Here is a 16,205-nt window from a genome sequence, read left to right as displayed (position 1 = left end):
AAAATTAAACAAGTCTTACTATTCAGCGCGTTAGAAATAACTTACCAAGCACCCTTCAGGACCATGCCGACACATCGCGCAATATCGGCGTCCTTGCCTTGGTTCAGGGGGATTTCTCCTTGTACCATCTGGCGCGGCGCCCAGGAGGTCGTGCTCAGCTCGATCACATGCATGATGTCATAACCCGACAGCCGCCCAAGCGCTGCCTCGCGGTCTGCGCCGGTCACGATCAGAACCCCCGGCGAAGCGGGTTTCCCGGCGGTATCAGTGCAATCAAGAGTGTAAAATGCGCCCGTAAATGCAGCGCGCGCTGCCGGGTTGCGCAATGAAAAGCGAGCCCGCAACGGGGCCTTCAGCACGGTGAATTCGACAACCTCAGGCGCTGCTATGGACATGGTACCGACCACCGGTTGACGGCTTTCTACCCCGCAACCTTTCAGCGTCAGGCCCACCGCAACAATCACCGTGAGGCCTAGTATCTTCCCCCATGAGAACATCACTTCTCGCAAAAAATCATTTTAGAATATTGCGCGATACTAGCGCAAAATCGCCTAAATCACAAGTTTTCCGCCTTATTTGTGACACATTTGCGGCAAGGGGTGGCGTGCATCGGCAGGCTTTGCACCATGACTCATCGATAACGGGTGCCCTGTGTCGGGGCGCAATGCATGGAATGAAAACAAGCCCAACCGCGTGTTTTCAGACGAGAAAAACGGCTGACTGATCTGCGTCATATATGGAAAACCATGCCCTGCCGGGGCGCCTTGAAACCCGATGACACCGGGCCTTAGACGAAGATGAAATCCTCAAGCCCCAGATCAGCAACGGCGACGTTGAGCACCAAAATCGAGTGGCCGTTGTAGTTGATCAACGCCGCTTCTTCGTCTCCCTGGGTGCTGTCCGTTATGTTCAGCGCGCTCAGTCGGCCCGCCAGACCAACGCCTTCAACCCCGCTCAGGCGCAGCCTGTCCTGGCCATCCTCGAAGTCGGAAATCGTGTCATTTTCCCCGGCATTCAGGTTGTTGAACACAAACAGGTCGGCATCCGCTCCACCATACATGACATCGTCACCGGCACCGCCATTGATGGTGTCATTTCCGGCGTCGCCATAGATCAGATCATCGCGCCCGCCACCGGCCAGAAAATCATCGCCGTCGCCGCCGAAGATGGTGTCGTTCCCTTCGCCACCCCCGACCGAGTCATTGCCCGCCCCGCCGCTGATCTCGTCGCGACCGGTGCCACCGCCGATGTTGTCATTACCATCGCCACCATCAATCGTGTCGTTGCCAAACGAGCCTCCGATGTCGTCATCGCCCGCATCACCAAAGAGCGCATCATTGCCCGCGCCACCGTAAACGCCGTCATTTCCCGCATTGCCATGGGCCACATCATTGCCCTGCCCCGCGCCGATTGTATCGTTGCCAAGACCGCCGCTGATGACATCATCCTCGGTGCCGCCGCCGATATTGTCATCGCCGTCACCACCATCAATCGTGTCTGCTCCGCCCGATCCGGCCAGCGTATCATTGCCTGCACCGCCCGTCAGATCGTCGTCGCCCAAGCCACCGTAAATACCGTCGTCAACATCGGTGCCGATCAGGATGTCGTTGCCATCGGTGCCGACAATCGGGCCACCCGGAGTGTCTTCGCCACTCAGAAGTTCATCAACGGTGAAGGTGCCGTCAGTGAACTCGAAATTTTCCATGTCGGTGAAAAGATCGCTGCCTTCCGATGATACGACCTGCAGGGTCTCCCCCTCCTGGGTCACGGTTGCGGTTGTCCGCGCGACCGAGAAAACCGCCGTATCGGTGCCTGCGCCCCCGTTCACCGTGTCGTTGCCTGCCCCCGCCGCGATGCGATTGTCGGCGGCATTGCCGGTGATCGAGTCATTGCCGCCACCGGTTTTCAGGTTTTCGATCACCGTTCCGCGCGAGATCACGATATTGCCCCGCACACCATTGACGTCAGAGACAGCTTCGCCCCGCAGGTCGATATTCTGTGCCGCGATAGAGGAAGACAGATCGATCAGATCCGTGCCGCCGGTGTCGTGGATCGTAAAGCCGACATTGGCCGTTCCGCCATAAAGGTTTGCATTGCCGGTCATGCCATCAAACAGAATGGCAGACAGATCCCCCATCCATCCCCCGATATTGGAATTCTCGCCCCAGACGGTATCGCCATGATAGACTTGGGCACCCCCGTACAGGTTCTGCATCGCCACGATATCGGCGGCCATCGGGCTGATTGTGGCGACGTCATCGCCCTCGACATACGGATTATCGAACGCCGTGAAGTAAGACATCACCGTCAGTTGCGAGCTGTCATTATTGTAGAGCGCAGATTCATCAAAATCCGAGACCGACCCGTTATAGGGTCCGGAATGACCCAGGCCCAGCGCGTGGCCGATTTCATGCAGATAGGTCAGGAAAGAATAGCTGTCGATCGTGGTGCCGTAGTTCTCCAACCACTCGCTGCTGATATTGACAGCGGAGCGGGTAATTTCGCCGGTATTCGGGAAATACTCTTCGGGTCCGGCGAACGCACCGCTCTCTTCGTCATCAATTACGATCTGCGCCAAGGGGTCGTCGCTCATAGTAAAGCTGAGCCCGGTGGTGATCGACCAGGATTCCAGAGCCCACTGCGCCAATCGGCGCCCGTCGTCCGTCAACCCGCTCAGATTGACGGTGAGGGAGGTGTCGGAAAAGGCCAGAGGTGTGCTAACGCCCCAGTCCATCCTGGTCATGTAATCGGCGATCTGGTCCAGCGTGTAAGTGCTCGTCGCCGCCTGCACGGTATAGCTGCCCGCATCAGTCTCGTAACCGTCCACCACCAGATAATAGGTTCCGGCGGTCGTGGCGGTGAATTTTATGGCGGAAAAGTAATTTCCCTGACTGAAAGAGATGTCATCATTGTCCTCGATGCTCAGCCCCGATGAATCGCGCAATGTCAGGATCGTATCGGAAACCCCAAGGTTTCCATCCCTGCCCCAGACAGAGAAAACATAGCTCTGCCCGGCTTGCAGCGAGACACGAAACCAGTCTTCATCCGCTGCTCCGTCCAATACCCCATTCAGCTGATCCCCGATCAGCAGCGTGTAAGATGTGCCGGTATCGTTCGCGGCATCTTCGAATTCAGTTTGAACAGCTATGTCAAAAATCCTTCTAAAAATGTTCCGGCATTGGGTACGACCTGCGCTTACAAATGGGTAATAGACTATCCGGTTTCCTGCAAGGTTCGCTTGGAGAACAGAAAATCTTCCGCTGGCCGCCGGATGACCATGACGTCGGCCAGACAGCCTCACTCATCGACACGCGCCGGGTGGCGCGATGAATCGTCAGGTCACCATCCAAACCTTCTTGGCAATCAATAGAGACGCGCCTGACAGGTCATCTCGGTGACCTGCTGGCCCAGCCCGCGATTGACGTAGGTATCGTCGATTTCGCAGTCATATTCGACCTTCTCAGGCAACGGCGGGCTCGGTTCTGCCCCCTTGCCGCACTTTAGCTTTGCCAGAATAAGCGCCTGATCCCCGCCCAGCTTGCGCACCTCACAGCCCGACACTTTCTCAATCGCCGCCACGGCCCTTGGCGCCACCGCAGCCATACGCGGCGCCCATTCGCTGTTGAGCCGGATCGCCTCGGCCTGATTGCCGTTCACCCGAACATCAAACGTACTCTTGCCGACGGTGATCCGCGTCGGCGCGACCCCGCGAAACGCCGGGCTGGGCGTGTCACAGCCCATCACAAAGGTGAAAAGAAGCAAGGCAATCCATCGTATCATCGCCCCAGAACACTGCATCAAGGTTAAGAAGCGGTTAACGCTGACCCGGCTCGGAGCAAAAAAACTGCTATCGCGCGGCCATCCGCGCCGCCATGTCCAGCATCCGGCTGGAAAAGCCCCATTCGTTGTCATACCAGCCGAACACACGCAGCAACCCCCCCACCGAAACGCTGGTTTCACGTCCGCTCATCACGATCGATTCCGGCCGCTTTCGCAGGTCGGTTGACACAAGCGGCAGTGTGATCCAGCCAAAAACATCGCTGTCCTGCGCTGCCTTCTCCAGAGCCGCATTCACGGCTTCCACCGTCACCGGTCTGGCCGTCTGCACCGTCAGGTCGATGGCCGAAACGCTTGCCGTCGGCACCCGCACCGCGCGCGCCTCGATCCGGCCCTCAAGCCCGGGCAGAACCTCACCGATCAACCGCGCCGCACTGGTCGTTGTCGGCACCATCGAGAGCGCGGCGGCGCGGCTGCGCACCAGATCACCACGCGGCTTGTCAATCGTCGGCTGGCTTCCGGTATAGCAATGCACCGTGGTCATATGGCCACTCTCGACGCCCCAATGGGTGTCCAGAAGCTTGAGCAGCGGCGCCAGCGCGTTGGTGGTGCAACTGGCATTCGAAACGATCCGGTGATCGCCCAGATCGTCCTCATTCGCGCCAAGCACAATGGTCACATCCGCGACGTCCGACGGCCCCGAGATCAGAACCGAGCGCGCCCCGGCTTCCAGCTCACGCTCAACATCCGCGCGATTACCTGCGGCGCCGGTGCATTCAAGCAGCACATCTACCCCCGTCAGATCCACCTCGCGGATGTCGGACACGCCATGAAACGGAATGCGCGCACCATTCACCACCAGCGCGCCCGCCTCGTGGTGCACATCCCCCGGAAAGGGGCCAAACACGCTGTCATAAGCAAAGAGATAGGCACAGCTTTCCAGCGGCGCGATATCGTTGATCGCCACCAGCTCAAACGGCTCGTCCGCCCGCGTGGTCATCAGCATTCTCAGGATCGAACGCCCAATCCGCCCGAACCCGTTGATCGCGATCCTCACCGGCGCTTGCGACATGCCCCACACTCCTCATAAAGGTCAGAGCCTCTGACGCTAAACCCGAATTCTGCCCATTTCCAGCGGGTATTTCCCAACCGTCGGCGCCGCCCGTAATGCGCGGGCCAGACGGTGGCCCGCCGATGGTCGCAAACCATCCGCGCGTCGGCCTCAATCATCTGCCTCAATCATCGAAAAACGGCGTCATCTGCGCCACGATCACCGCGTTCTCGTCGAGCGCGCGTTGCATCAACCCGCGTTCTTCGTCGGAAATCTCGTGGCCCTCTGCCTCGCGCTCGGCCAGCGTGCCATAGCCGGTGACATCCAGCGGCGCGGTATCGGCCTGTTTCAGAATGGCCACCGTCTCGCGTACCGCTTCGGCTTCGTCAACGCCGCTGGCAAACACCATCAGCGCCGCCCCCTTGGCCCCCTTGGGCAGCCCATCACCCGCCTTGCGCCCGATCTGGACGACAAGTGTGTAAACCTGCTGGCGGCTGGGCTTGGCCTTGGCCTTGGCTTTCGCCTTGGCCTTGGCCTGGTCTTTGTCCGTGCCCTTATCGTTCTGCGCCATTGCGATCTCCCCTAGCTGCGCACAGCAATGCCCAAATCCGTACCAAAGGTCCAGCGTCGCACACCTCTGGTCAGTTGCACCATGCGCATGCTATTTCCCGGCCACGATAATGGGGAAGGTCAATTACATGCCGTTCATACCGCGCCTGATCGCGAGCTTTCTGGTGCTTGCGTTTTGTCTGTTGCTTACATCGGCGCGCACCACGGCCCAAACCCTGACATTCGCCACAGTCGACCGCCCGCCATTTGCCGAACAGACCCCCGAACGCTTTCGCGGCTTTTCGATTGATCTCATGCAAGCCATCGGCGCCGAAATCGGCCGCCCCGTCACCTTTGTGCGATATGATCGTTTTGCTGACATGTTCGCAGCCATCGCGGCAGGCGAAGTCGATGGCGCTATCGCCAATATCTCGATCACCGCCGAACGGGAAAGGATTCTGGATTTCTCTCAACCGATATTCGCGTCAGGCTTCAGATCATGGTTCCGCCCGACACCGGCAGCGGCGGCAGCATCCTTGGGGCGCTTTTCTCACTCGACATCCTGATCGCACTCATCGCAGCCGGAGCGCTGCTCGGTGTCGGCGGCATGGTGATGTGGCTGTTCGAACGTCGGCGCCAACCCTATTTCGACCGCTCCGCACGCGAGGCGCTGTTCCCGTCTTTCTGGTGGGCGCTCAACCTCGTGGTCAATGGCGGCTTTGAAGAACGCGTTCCGCAATCGCGACCGGGCCGGGTGTTCTCGGTGCTGCTGGTGATATCCTCGCTGTTCATCGTATCGGTCTTTGTCGGGCGCATCACCGCCGCCATGACGGTCGAGGCGATCACCTCAAACATCGAAACCCTGTCCGATCTCGACAATCGCCACGTTGCCTCCATGGCAGGCTCCACCGCTTCGGTCTTTCTTGATGCGCGTGACATCGCCCACAGCCGCGAAGCCGACCTGACCAACTTGCTTGCAAAATTCGAGAGCGGTGACGTTGACGCCATTGTCTTTGATGGCCCGATCCTTGCCTATTACCTGCGCGGCGCACCCAAGCGCGGACGCCTGTTGCCGCGCGTCTTTCAGCCAGAAAACTATGGCATTGCCCTGCCATCCGGAAGCGAGCTGACCGAAGATATCAACCTCGCCCTGCTCTCGTTGCGTGAATCCGGTCGTTATGACGTGTTGCGCAGCAAGTGGTTCGGCGCCGGGCCCTGAACCTGCTGGCTGATCGTTTGGCAGTGCAGGCCAGCGACAAATTCGTCGGCCTTGGCCTGCTGAACCACAAGCCCAAGCGCGATCAAGACCGTAAGGACCAGTATACGCATCATCGAAACCTCCATCCCGGTTTGGTTTCGATTATACGCGCCTCGGCTTCACTTCCGTCGCGTAAACTGTTGCGTAAACAACGGGGCGCCGCACAGACCTGCGCAGCGCCCTGAAACGATCAGTCTCGCAACAGGTCGTTGATCGAGGTTTTCGAACGCGTCTGCGCATCGACGCGCTTCACGATGACGGCGCAATAGAGGTTGACCCCGTTCTTCGATGGCATCGACCCGGAAACGACAACCGACCCGCTCGGCACTTCGCCATACATAACTTCGCCGGTTTCACGATCGACGATCTTGGTCGATTGCCCGATGAACACGCCCATGCCCAGTACCGAACCCTCGCGTATGATACAGCCTTCCACCACTTCCGAGCGCGCCCCGATAAAGCAATTGTCCTCGATGATGGTCGGCCCGGCCTGCATCGGCTCAAGCACGCCACCGATGCCCACACCTCCTGACAAATGCACATTCTTGCCGATCTGCGCACAGCTGCCCACGGTGGCCCAGGTGTCGACCATGGTGCCCTCGTCGACATAGGCGCCAAGATTGACGAAACTGGGCATCAACACTACGCCCGGCGCAATATAGGCACTTTTGCGCACCACGCAGTTGGGAACGGCGCGAAAGCCCGCGGCCTTCCACTGGTTTGCGCCCCATCCCTTGAACTTGCTGTCAACCTTGTCCCACCAGCCACTGCCTTGCGGCCCGCCGTCCTGCTGTTCCATGTCTTTCAACCGGAAACCCAGCAGGACAGCCTTCTTGGCCCACTGGTTGACATGCCATTTGCCATCGCTCTGCGGCTCGGCCACGCGCAGCTTGCCGCTGTCGAGTGCTGCCAGCGTGTCGTCGATCGCCTCGCGGGTCTCGCCGGTGGTGGCGGGCGTGATCGTATCGCGCGCCTCCCAGGCGGCTTCGATGGCGGTTTCCAAGCTTGCGTTCGACATGATGGCTGTCCCTGTCCTGAATTCAGATGCGTTGCAGCCGCCTATACCGACAAGCCCCGCTCCGATCAATGCAGCCCGTGATGCGAATGCGCACCTCACGGTGCACAGGTCATGCAGGATTGGGGCGCTGCCCCAAACCCCGGGATATTTTCGGCAAGATGAAAGGCTGGGGTATCGCGCCGCTGGTTTCGCTTTCGACGCGCGCAACCGATCAGAAAGCGGACCACCAAAGCCGGCCGGGCATTGGCGCGGCGGGCGTCATCTGACATGGAACGTGCCTGTGGGTCTGGTAAAGTGGTCGGCAGGAAGGGGAAGTTCATGTCCTACACGCGTTTCGCGCTTTACTATCTGCCGCCCGAGGGCGATTTGGCGGCGTTCGGAGCGGCCTGGCTTGGCTGGAACGTGGCATTGGGCCAGCCGACAGATCAGTTCAGCGTGCCGGAACTTGATGACGTCACGGCCACAGCGCGCAAATATGGCTTCCATGCCACTCTGAAACCGCCCTTCCGGCTGAAAGACCCACACAGCGCGGGCGATCTGGCCGAGGCTGTGGCGCAGATGGCCACGAGCTGTGCGCCCGCGCGTTGTGAGGGGTTGCAGATCGGTCGTTTGGGCAGCTTCCTTGCGCTGACGCCGGTGGGTGAGGTCGCAGGGATCGCCCGCATCGCGGCCCAGTGCGTGGTCGATATCGACCCGTTTCGCGCCGAAGCGAGCGCGGCTGACCTTGCCCGCCGCCGCGTCAGGCTATCCGAGCGTCAAGATGCTCTGCTGACCCGTTGGGGGTATCCTTATGTGTTGGACGAATTCGATTTCCATCTGACGCTGACAGGCAGGCTTGCCCCCAAGGCGCGCGAACGTTGGTGCGAAACGCTGAAGGCATATTTGCCGCCCTTGCCGACGCCCTTCGTGATAGACGAAATCGCCCTGGCGGGAGAGCGTCAGGATGGGCGGTTTGAATTGATCCGCCGCTATCGCCTTACCGGCTGAAGCGTGGCGAGAGCCTTGGCAATCGTCCGGGCATAGATGCGCCCGCGACCGTCACTTCACGCCAGCGGATCCGGCGCAACATTCGCGCCGCAGATCAGAACCGCCACCCGCTCGCCCGGTTCAGGCTGGTATGCGCCGCTCATCAACGCGGCGAGAGCGGTGGCTCCGGCGGGTTCCACCAACTGGCGCCGCTCGCGCCAAAGCGCGGTTCGCGCGGCCAGTATGGCGTCATCCGTGACCAGAACCGATTGCCCCAGATGCGCCTGCGCCAAACCAAAGCAGATATCACCGATCCGCCGCGCGCCCAGCGCATTGGCGGCAACGCCCGACACCTCTACATCCACGGGCGCGCCCGCCTTTAGCGCCGCGTTGAGCGCGCAGGAGGTCTCGGGCTCAACCGCCACAACCTTGCGCGCCCCCTGAAGCCAGCCCAGCGCGCCCGCAATCAGCCCGCCACCACCCACCGCGATCAACACCGTGTCGGCCTCCAGCCCCTGCGCCTCCCATTCCGCCATGCAACTGCCCTGCCCCGCCACCGTGGCGGGGGCGTCATAGGCATGGATCTGCATCGCACCGCTGGCCTCTTCATAGTCCTGCGCCTCGGCCAGCGCATTGGCATATTCCCCCTTCACAACCGTCAACTGCGCACCGCAATCTTCGATCAGCGCGATTTTCGCAGGCCCTGCCATTTCCGGCACGAAGATATGCGCCGTATGCCCCAGTGCGCGCGCCGCATAGGCCACCGCCGCGCCGTGGTTGCCGCCCGACGCCGCCACGAGACCCGCCTGCGGCACCGGCCCGCTGAGCAATGTGTTGAACGCGCCGCGCGCTTTGAAGCTGCCGGTATGCTGCATCTGTTCAAGCTTCATTTCCAGCGGATAGCTCAGCGAGAAGCCCGCCACCCGAAGCACCGGCGTTTTGACCACATGCGGCGCAATCCGTGCCCGCGCTGCCGCTATCGCCGTTTTCCATTCCATCGTGATGCCCCCGTCTCTGGAAATGTGATCCCGAACCCTATAGGCGTGAAAAAAACGCGCAAGCAGGGAAACCCATATGAACGACGACCGCCTCAGCCCTTTCCGTGATGCCGGCACCGATCGCAGCACCGCCAAAGAAGTGCCCGACACGCCGCAGACCCGCGCGCCAGCCTATCGGCTTGCCTTTGCCGATGACGAGTTCCTGTTGCGCGACGAGTTGCGCCCGGTGCGGTTGCAGCTCGAATTGCTGAAACCGCAGATGATTCTTGACGAGCGCGGGATTGAATCGACCATCGTGCTGTTTGGTGGCGCCCGCATACCGGAACCGGCCAGAAAAGACACCGCGCGCACCAAGACCTTGGCCGAGCTATCGGCGTTTTATGATGTCGCACGCGAATTCGCCAAGGCGATGACGCAAAAGTCGCTTGAGACCTATGGCCGCGAATTCGTGATCTGCACCGGCGGCGGACCGGGCGTGATGGAGGCCGGGAACCGCGGCGCCATGGAGGCGGGCGGTGCCTCGATCGGGCTCAACATCGTGTTGCCCCACGAACAGGCACCCAACGAATATGTCACGCCGGATCTGTGCTTCAACTTCCACTATTTCGCCATCCGCAAGATGCATTTCCTGATGCGGGCGCGGGCGATCTGTGTGTTTCCCGGCGGCTTTGGCACGCTTGATGAGACATTTGAATCACTGACGCTGATTCAGACCGGTCGGATGAAACGCGTGCCGTTCTTGCTGTTCGGACGGGAATTCTGGGAAAAGATCATCAATTGGGAAGCGCTGGCCGATGCCGGCACGATCTCGGCCGAAGATCTCGACCTCTTCCGCTTTGTAGAGACCGCTGAAGAGGCGATGGATATCATCGAACATTTCGATCCCGCCCCACCGCGCGACGATATCCCGGGCCGGTAGGGGCGTTCTGGCTGGCGACATTGATCTTGTGGGCGGCGTTTCGCCTTAACGTATATTTTTCATGTGCATTAGACGTTGAAATGCGCGACGATGGCCTGTGCCCGTGCGGCACAAGCCGTTTGCCTCCTGGGCTACGGCTTCGCGCCTGACTTCTGGTGCCAATACTGATGCGGCAGGGCAGATCGCCTGTCGGCAGGGTCAACGAATTCGCGCCAAGCTCCGGCACGGCCTACTCGATCGATAGATTTCACAAAGGGAGTAATTGAATGCCTAATTTCATGTTCATATTTCACGGCGGCGGGCGCCCCGAGACACCGGAAGAAGGCGAAAAGGCCATGGCGGCCTGGACCGCCTGGATGCAGGGAATCGGCGATGACCTGATCGATGGCGGCGCCCCGGCAGGCATGTCCAAAACCGTGACCGCCAACGGTGTAGAAGACAACGGAGGGGCAAACCCGGTCTCAGGTTACACCCTAGTCAGGGCCGCCGATATCGACGCAGCCTGCAAGATCGCCAAGGGTTGTCCGATACTTGAAGGCGGCGGCGGAACTGTGGAAGTGGCCGAAGCGATAGAGATGTAGCGGTTGCGGTTGCGCCGTCTCAGGCAAAGGCACCCCCCGGACGCACCTCGGCCGCCGCGATGCCACGACAGTTGGATATCACCGCATTGCGGAACCTCTGCGCCATGGGATGCACCGGGTCGAGCGCGCCAAGTTCGATCAGGATCGAGGCAATCGCGCTTTCGGCGCCGCGCGTCTGGCCATCCATCATTTTAAGCGCAACACCCAATCCCTGTTCCGGCAGGATCGCGATGAAGTAGCCCTCGGCCCCGGTCTTGAGCGCCACGCGCCCTTCGGTGGCGCGCATCAATTCGGTGCAGGCCCGCCCCTCACCCGCGACCAGCGCCGGGTGGGCCATCATGGCCTGACGCAAGCGCTGTGCTGCGCGCTCGCGCAGGTTGCCTTCGCCTGCGCGCGCAAACCACGCCATCGCCCGCGCCATACCGGCCAGCGAGCAGGCGAAATTCGGCGCCGAGCACCCGTCGATGCCAAAGCCGGGGCTGGTTTCGCCGGTGACAGATTCGAACGCGTCCAGCACCGCCTTTTGCACCGGATGATCCGGCGCCACATAGTCAGGACCGGCGCCAAGATGCTGCCCCAGCGTCAGGAAACCCGCATGTTTGCCCGAACAGTTGTTGTGCACCTGATCCGGCTTGCCTGTGCCGCAGATGATGCATTTGGCCTGTTCGGGGTCATTCGGAATATGCCCGCCACAGCGCAAGTCATCATCACCCAGCCCGCGCGCAGCCAGCCACGCCTTGACCCGCTCGACATGAATCGTCGCCCCGTTGTGCGATGCACAGGCCAGCGCCAGGTGTTCAGAGCCCAGATCCGCCGCATCCGCCGCCCCGCTTTCCACCAGCGGCAACGCCTGAATCATCTTTGAGGACGAGCGCGGCAGCACCACCAGATCGGGATCGCCCCAGGCCTTCACCACCGCCCCGGACGCGTCGCACACCACCGCATGTCCCATATGAACACACTCCAGAAAATCACCGCGCCACACCTGCGCCATCTCTACCGGTCCTGCCATCCCATCCGTCCTCTTCAAGTTTCCGCGAAAATCCGCCAATTGCTCTTTCGCCAATGGCGCTGTTCGGGCTATTGTTGCAATGTTAGATGGTAATTTCGACCCCACCTATACATAAGGGTGGCGAAAGCCCGCGGAGTCGGGTCAAGGATTGAGGCAAGATGACAGCTGGAGGCTGTAGAATGGTATCACGTCACGCGCTCGTATTGGCTGGGGCCCTCGCGGCGCTGGCTGCGTTTCCTATATCTGCACAAGAAACAAGCACCAATCAGGTCGCCGCCAAGACCGACTGGTCAGTATTCGAAGACAAAAGCCCCCGCGAATGCTGGGCTGTGTCCTCACCCAAGGAAACGGTCAACACCAAGGGCGGTCGCGTCGTTGCCGTGAAACGTTCGGATATTCTGCTGATGGCGTTCTTTCGCCCTGATGCCGGTGTTGCGGGTCAGATCACCTTTACTGGTGGCTATCCCTTTGCATCCGGATCAACAGTGAACATCACGGTTGATGGTAACAGTTTTGAGCTGTTCACCGAAGGCGAATGGGCCTGGCCCGCCTCGCCCTCTGACGACACCAAGATCCTCACCGCGATGAAACGCGGCGCAGAAGCAGTTCTGACCGGGCGTTCGGGGCGTGGCACCACCACCAAGGACACCTTCTCACTGTCGGGCTTCACCGCCGCGGTGGAAGACGCCGAGAAACGCTGCAAGTAACCTCGCAGCCTGAACCCCACGGTAGCCCGCTCAGCGCGGGCGCCGTTCGCGCAAGACACTGACCACGCGATCTGCCATCCCGACACATCGCGCACCGTCAAACGGAAAGATCCCCGAGAACTCCTGTGAAAAACTTCGCGCGAATTCTGCCCGCAGCAGGCGCCGCGCGCGAAACAGCCGCGTCTTGACGGTAATCGGATTGATGCCAAGAATATCCGCAACCTCGCCCGTGCTCATCTCCTGCACGTCGCGCAACACATAAGCGAGCCGGAATGGCTCGGGTAATGAATCCACGGCGCGTTCGAGAAAGTCACGCACTTCGCTTCGTCCCAATTCGGCCTCGGGGCTGCTCGGAGGTGGCGTCATCATAACTGTCGGCTCTCCTTCTGCGACGTGCTCATTGCCATCACGATACTCGGCAAGGCTCACGACACGTCGCTTTTGACGCAGGCTGGCAAAAGCTTCGTTCATCGTGATGCGGGTCATCCATGTGACAAATCCGGACTCGCCGCGAAAACTATCGATCCGCGTAAACCCGGCGACATAAGCCGCTTGCACGGCATCTTCCGCATCGGTGTCATTGCCGAGAATACCGCGCGCCACGCGAAACAGCTGCTGGTTACAGCGCGCGATCAACTCGCGAACGGCCCCTTCCTCCCTGGCACGCGCATGCGCGATCAACTCCTTTTCCGCCATCTCCTCATAGGAAACCGGAACCACAGACAGCTTCGCTTTCATCTCAGCCCTCCTCATATCGCAGCTTACCATGCGCAAGAATCCCCGCAATGTTCGGAAATGCGTCTCGCGCGGCCCGCGGCAGATCTCCGGCGTCATATCCCTGAAATCCGGCCAGAAACCCGGTCTGACCCGGCGCAGCGACAACGATGCGCCCGACCATGCCCGCCATCTCGTGCGGCAAACAATAATAGTCATAGACCCCCGCTTGGGTCAGCGTCACTTCATAGCTTTCACCCGGCATCAGGAAGTCGCTGTCAAACGCTGCGCCGCCCGCGGGAATTCGACGTGGCCGGTCAAAATTATCGGGGTGATAGGCCGTCGCGGTATGTGCATTGCCCTTGTCCTTATTGGTCCAGCGGATCGTCTGCCCCGGTTCAACCAAAATGCCAACGGGATCGAACCAGACCTTAGAGCCGTCCTTGCGCCCCGACATCGTGATCTCGACATCCGCACCGCCAAAGGCCAGCCCGGGTGCGAGCGAGAAGGCGGTGGCCAAGCCACCGCTCCCCATCAGAAATTTCCGGCGTCGCATGTCACTCGGCCACGCGTGCTTCATCGCCGGGCGAAACATGCCAAAGCACGATATGCGCATGCGGCACATCCACACCGGGATGACCTGCGTTGTAATAGATATCGACATGATCCACCGTGCCACCCGGCACCGCGAGATTGTCAAAGCTCTTGTCCGGGTTCATATCGGCAATCGGGATCATGTAAATCGTGCTGACCACCTTGCCATCGTGATCATAGGCCACGAACGGCCCGGCGGGCAGAGTGGCAGGATCAACAAAAAGCTCGCCCAATCCCGGGATAAACGCGGGCAACGGAACCAGATCGCCCACCCTCTGATATGGCGCCTCGGGCGGATTGACCGCAACGGCATCGACAGGCCCGTGGGCATAAACTTCCGTCGCGCCAAAGCAGCCCAGCGCAGCGATGGTGGCAAAAAATCGAGTCATCAGATGTTCCTTTTCAACAGGTTCACGACACGCTTTTCTCTGCATGTCTGACCCATTGGATGCTGCGCGCGCGGAAAGGTTCCCGAAATCATCAAAGTTTTTGTGTTTCCCGCTCGGCACGGCCACGCCAATTCTGCAAAGGGACTTTTTGCAAAACCTCGCGAATCTCCTATATAGGCGCATTAGACCTCAGGAACCGCGCAATGTCTGATCAAACCCCCGTCACACCCGATGTGAAAACCCTGCCGCGCCTGCGGCCTGTCCGTGCCGATGGCCGGATCAACCTTGTCGGCCTGACGCGCGATCAATTGCGCGATGTTCTGATCGAAAAAGGCACACCCGAAAAACAGGCCAGGATGCGCGCAAGTCAGCTTTGGCAGTGGATCTATCAAAAGGGCGAAGCTGACTTCAGCGTGATGACCAACCTTGCCAAACCCTATCGCACCGATCTGGCCGAACATTTCGTGGTCGAGCGCCCCGAAGTGGTCACCAAACAGGTCTCCGAAGATGGCACGCGCAAATACCTCGTCCGTATCGCGGGCGGTCACGAGGTCGAGGTGGTCTATATCCCCGAAGAGGATCGCGGCACGCTTTGCATTTCCTCACAGGTCGGCTGCACGCTCACCTGCACCTTCTGCCACACTGGCACGCAAAAGCTGGTGCGCAACCTGACGGCGGGTGAAATCATCGGCCAGGTCATGGTCGCGCGCGACGATCTCGATGAGTGGCCCGAACCCGGCGAAGGCTCTGATTCCCGCCCGCGCCTGCTCTCCAACATCGTTTTGATGGGCATGGGCGAGCCACTCTACAACTTCGAGAACGTCCGTGACGCCATGAAGATCGCGATGGACCCGGAGGGCATTTCGCTCTCGCGCCGCCGCATTACCCTGTCAACCTCGGGCGTCGTCCCCGAAATCGCGCGCACGGCCGAAGAAATCGGCTGCCAGCTTGCCATTTCCTTCCACGCCACCACCGACGATGTGCGCGACAAGCTGGTTCCGATCAACAAACGCTGGCCGCTGGTCGTTCTGCTCGACGCGCTGCGCAACTATCCCAAGGTCAGCAATTCCGAGCGCATCACCTTTGAATATGTCATGCTCGATGGCGTGAACGATTCCGATGAAGACGCCCGCCGCCTCGTCAAACTGATCGAAGGCATCCCGGCCAAGATCAATCTGATCCCGTTCAATGAATGGCCCGGCGCGCCCTATAAACGCTCGTCCAACAACCGGATCCGCGCCTTCTCCGATATCATCTACAACGCCGGCTATGCCTCGCCGGTCCGCAAGCCGCGCGGCGAAGACATCATGGCCGCTTGTGGCCAGTTGAAATCAGCCACCGAGCGTGAGCGCAAATCCCGCGCCCAGATCGCCGCCGAAACCGGGCTCTAACACCTCACAACGCGCAATCCGGCCCCGGCGGGTGCCAGTTCAGCACCCCTCGCGCGCAAGGTTGTTTGGCGTCCGGCGCTCCGGCTTGCCTTCGCAAAATACACGCCGACGGTGTCGCCCAGGTGCCGTGCCTCACTCTCATGCGCACCGCCAAACGGCCCGGCATCCGCCTCAAGAGGCCGGGCTACTTTGCTGCGATCATCCGCCTGACAAAATACGGCATAATCCGGGCCGCCCCCCTGCCGAGCTTCGCAATTATTCCCAAATCGCGACAAACCCTC

19 protein-coding genes are annotated in these 16,205 nt (G+C 60.4%); 7 read left to right on the top strand and 12 right to left on the bottom strand.

Going from position 1 to position 16,205, the window contains the following annotated elements:
- Positions 1 to 41: 41 nt before the first annotated feature.
- The 5 genes from LZG00_02015 to LZG00_01995 form a co-directional block, all read right to left on the bottom strand.
- Positions 42 to 497: a hypothetical protein gene (locus tag LZG00_02015; GenBank protein ID MCF3592770.1), complete on the bottom strand. Its 456-nt coding sequence runs from the start codon at positions 495 to 497 to the stop codon at positions 42 to 44.
- 290 nt (positions 498 to 787) lie between these two features.
- Positions 788 to 3,061, bottom strand: coding sequence for a M10 family metallopeptidase C-terminal domain-containing protein (locus LZG00_02010; protein ID MCF3592769.1), 2,274 nt, complete (start codon positions 3,059 to 3,061; stop codon positions 788 to 790).
- A gap of 302 nt (positions 3,062 to 3,363) precedes the next feature.
- Positions 3,364 to 3,780 (bottom strand): hypothetical protein, encoded by a 417-nt coding sequence (locus LZG00_02005; protein MCF3592768.1) that lies wholly within the window; start codon positions 3,778 to 3,780, stop codon positions 3,364 to 3,366.
- Positions 3,781 to 3,847: 67 nt separating this feature from the next.
- On the bottom strand, positions 3,848 to 4,849 hold the full coding sequence (locus tag LZG00_02000; protein MCF3592767.1) for an aldehyde dehydrogenase: 1,002 nt from the start codon (positions 4,847 to 4,849) through the stop codon (positions 3,848 to 3,850).
- A gap of 163 nt (positions 4,850 to 5,012) precedes the next feature.
- Entirely contained in the window at positions 5,013 to 5,399 is a 387-nt protein-coding gene (locus LZG00_01995) for a hypothetical protein (protein ID MCF3592766.1), read from the bottom strand.
- Between the two features lie 127 nt (positions 5,400 to 5,526).
- Here LZG00_01995 and LZG00_01990 point away from each other — a divergent pair, with 127 nt between their 5' ends.
- Positions 5,527 to 5,943, top strand: coding sequence for a transporter substrate-binding domain-containing protein (locus LZG00_01990; GenBank protein MCF3592765.1), 417 nt, complete (start codon positions 5,527 to 5,529; stop codon positions 5,941 to 5,943).
- Complete coding sequence (locus LZG00_01985) at positions 5,877 to 6,596, top strand: transporter substrate-binding domain-containing protein (GenBank protein MCF3592764.1); 720 nt, start codon at positions 5,877 to 5,879, stop codon at positions 6,594 to 6,596. The genes LZG00_01990 and LZG00_01985 overlap by 67 nt, the downstream gene beginning before the upstream one ends.
- Here the strand turns inward: LZG00_01985 and LZG00_01980 are convergent.
- A complete protein-coding gene (locus tag LZG00_01980) occupies positions 6,554 to 6,709 on the bottom strand; it encodes a hypothetical protein (protein MCF3592763.1) in 156 nt (51 codons plus the stop codon). The two genes, LZG00_01985 and LZG00_01980, sit on opposite strands and share 43 nt — an antisense overlap.
- A 116-nt stretch (positions 6,710 to 6,825) precedes the next feature.
- Positions 6,826 to 7,653 carry a 2,3,4,5-tetrahydropyridine-2,6-dicarboxylate N-succinyltransferase gene (gene dapD / locus LZG00_01975; GenBank protein ID MCF3592762.1) on the bottom strand — a complete coding sequence of 276 codons (828 nt, stop codon included), beginning with the start codon at positions 7,651 to 7,653 and terminating at the stop codon, positions 6,826 to 6,828.
- A gap of 318 nt (positions 7,654 to 7,971) precedes the next feature.
- Between dapD and LZG00_01970 the strand changes: the two genes are divergently transcribed.
- Positions 7,972 to 8,640 (top strand): DUF1045 domain-containing protein, encoded by a 669-nt coding sequence (locus LZG00_01970; GenBank protein ID MCF3592761.1) that lies wholly within the window; start codon positions 7,972 to 7,974, stop codon positions 8,638 to 8,640.
- Between the two features lie 56 nt (positions 8,641 to 8,696).
- On the opposite strand, the gene LZG00_01965 is transcribed toward LZG00_01970, so the two are convergent.
- Positions 8,697 to 9,617, bottom strand: coding sequence for a threonine/serine dehydratase (locus tag LZG00_01965; GenBank protein MCF3592760.1), 921 nt, complete (start codon positions 9,615 to 9,617; stop codon positions 8,697 to 8,699).
- A gap of 76 nt (positions 9,618 to 9,693) precedes the next feature.
- Here LZG00_01965 and LZG00_01960 point away from each other — a divergent pair, with 76 nt between their 5' ends.
- Positions 9,694 to 10,536 (top strand): TIGR00730 family Rossman fold protein, encoded by an 843-nt coding sequence (locus LZG00_01960; protein ID MCF3592759.1) that lies wholly within the window; start codon positions 9,694 to 9,696, stop codon positions 10,534 to 10,536.
- Between the two features lie 266 nt (positions 10,537 to 10,802).
- Positions 10,803 to 11,117: a hypothetical protein gene (locus tag LZG00_01955; GenBank protein ID MCF3592758.1), complete on the top strand. Its 315-nt coding sequence runs from the start codon at positions 10,803 to 10,805 to the stop codon at positions 11,115 to 11,117.
- Between the two features lie 19 nt (positions 11,118 to 11,136).
- Here LZG00_01955 and LZG00_01950 read toward each other — a convergent pair whose 3' ends face one another.
- Complete coding sequence (locus LZG00_01950) at positions 11,137 to 12,129, bottom strand: asparaginase (GenBank protein MCF3592757.1); 993 nt, start codon at positions 12,127 to 12,129, stop codon at positions 11,137 to 11,139.
- Positions 12,130 to 12,308: 179 nt separating this feature from the next.
- Here LZG00_01950 and LZG00_01945 point away from each other — a divergent pair, with 179 nt between their 5' ends.
- Positions 12,309 to 12,836: an invasion associated locus B family protein gene (locus tag LZG00_01945; protein ID MCF3592756.1), complete on the top strand. Its 528-nt coding sequence runs from the start codon at positions 12,309 to 12,311 to the stop codon at positions 12,834 to 12,836.
- A 30-nt stretch (positions 12,837 to 12,866) separates the two neighbouring features.
- On the opposite strand, the gene LZG00_01940 is transcribed toward LZG00_01945, so the two are convergent.
- Genes LZG00_01940 through LZG00_01930 form a run of 3 tightly spaced genes read right to left on the bottom strand, consistent with a single transcriptional unit; the run spans position 12,867 to position 14,533 of the window.
- Positions 12,867 to 13,574, bottom strand: coding sequence for an RNA polymerase sigma factor (locus LZG00_01940; GenBank protein ID MCF3592755.1), 708 nt, complete (start codon positions 13,572 to 13,574; stop codon positions 12,867 to 12,869).
- Between the two features lies 1 nt (position 13,575).
- On the bottom strand, positions 13,576 to 14,106 hold the full coding sequence (locus tag LZG00_01935) for a plastocyanin/azurin family copper-binding protein (GenBank protein ID MCF3592754.1): 531 nt from the start codon (positions 14,104 to 14,106) through the stop codon (positions 13,576 to 13,578).
- A 1-nt stretch (position 14,107) separates the two neighbouring features.
- Positions 14,108 to 14,533, bottom strand: a complete 426-nt coding sequence (locus tag LZG00_01930; GenBank protein ID MCF3592753.1) for a hypothetical protein — start codon at positions 14,531 to 14,533, stop codon at positions 14,108 to 14,110.
- A gap of 203 nt (positions 14,534 to 14,736) precedes the next feature.
- On the opposite strand from LZG00_01930, the gene rlmN reads away from it, so the two are divergent.
- Positions 14,737 to 15,924: a 23S rRNA (adenine(2503)-C(2))-methyltransferase RlmN gene (gene rlmN / locus LZG00_01925; protein ID MCF3592752.1), complete on the top strand. Its 1,188-nt coding sequence runs from the start codon at positions 14,737 to 14,739 to the stop codon at positions 15,922 to 15,924.
- The last annotated feature ends 281 nt before the right edge of the window (positions 15,925 to 16,205 follow it).

The organism is Rhodobacteraceae bacterium LMO-JJ12 (assembly GCA_021555075.1).
Lineage (GTDB): Bacteria > Pseudomonadota > Alphaproteobacteria > Rhodobacterales > Rhodobacteraceae > JAKGBX01.
The sequence above is the reverse complement of the archived record's forward strand: the minus strand, read 5'-3'. Positions and strand labels throughout refer to the sequence as shown.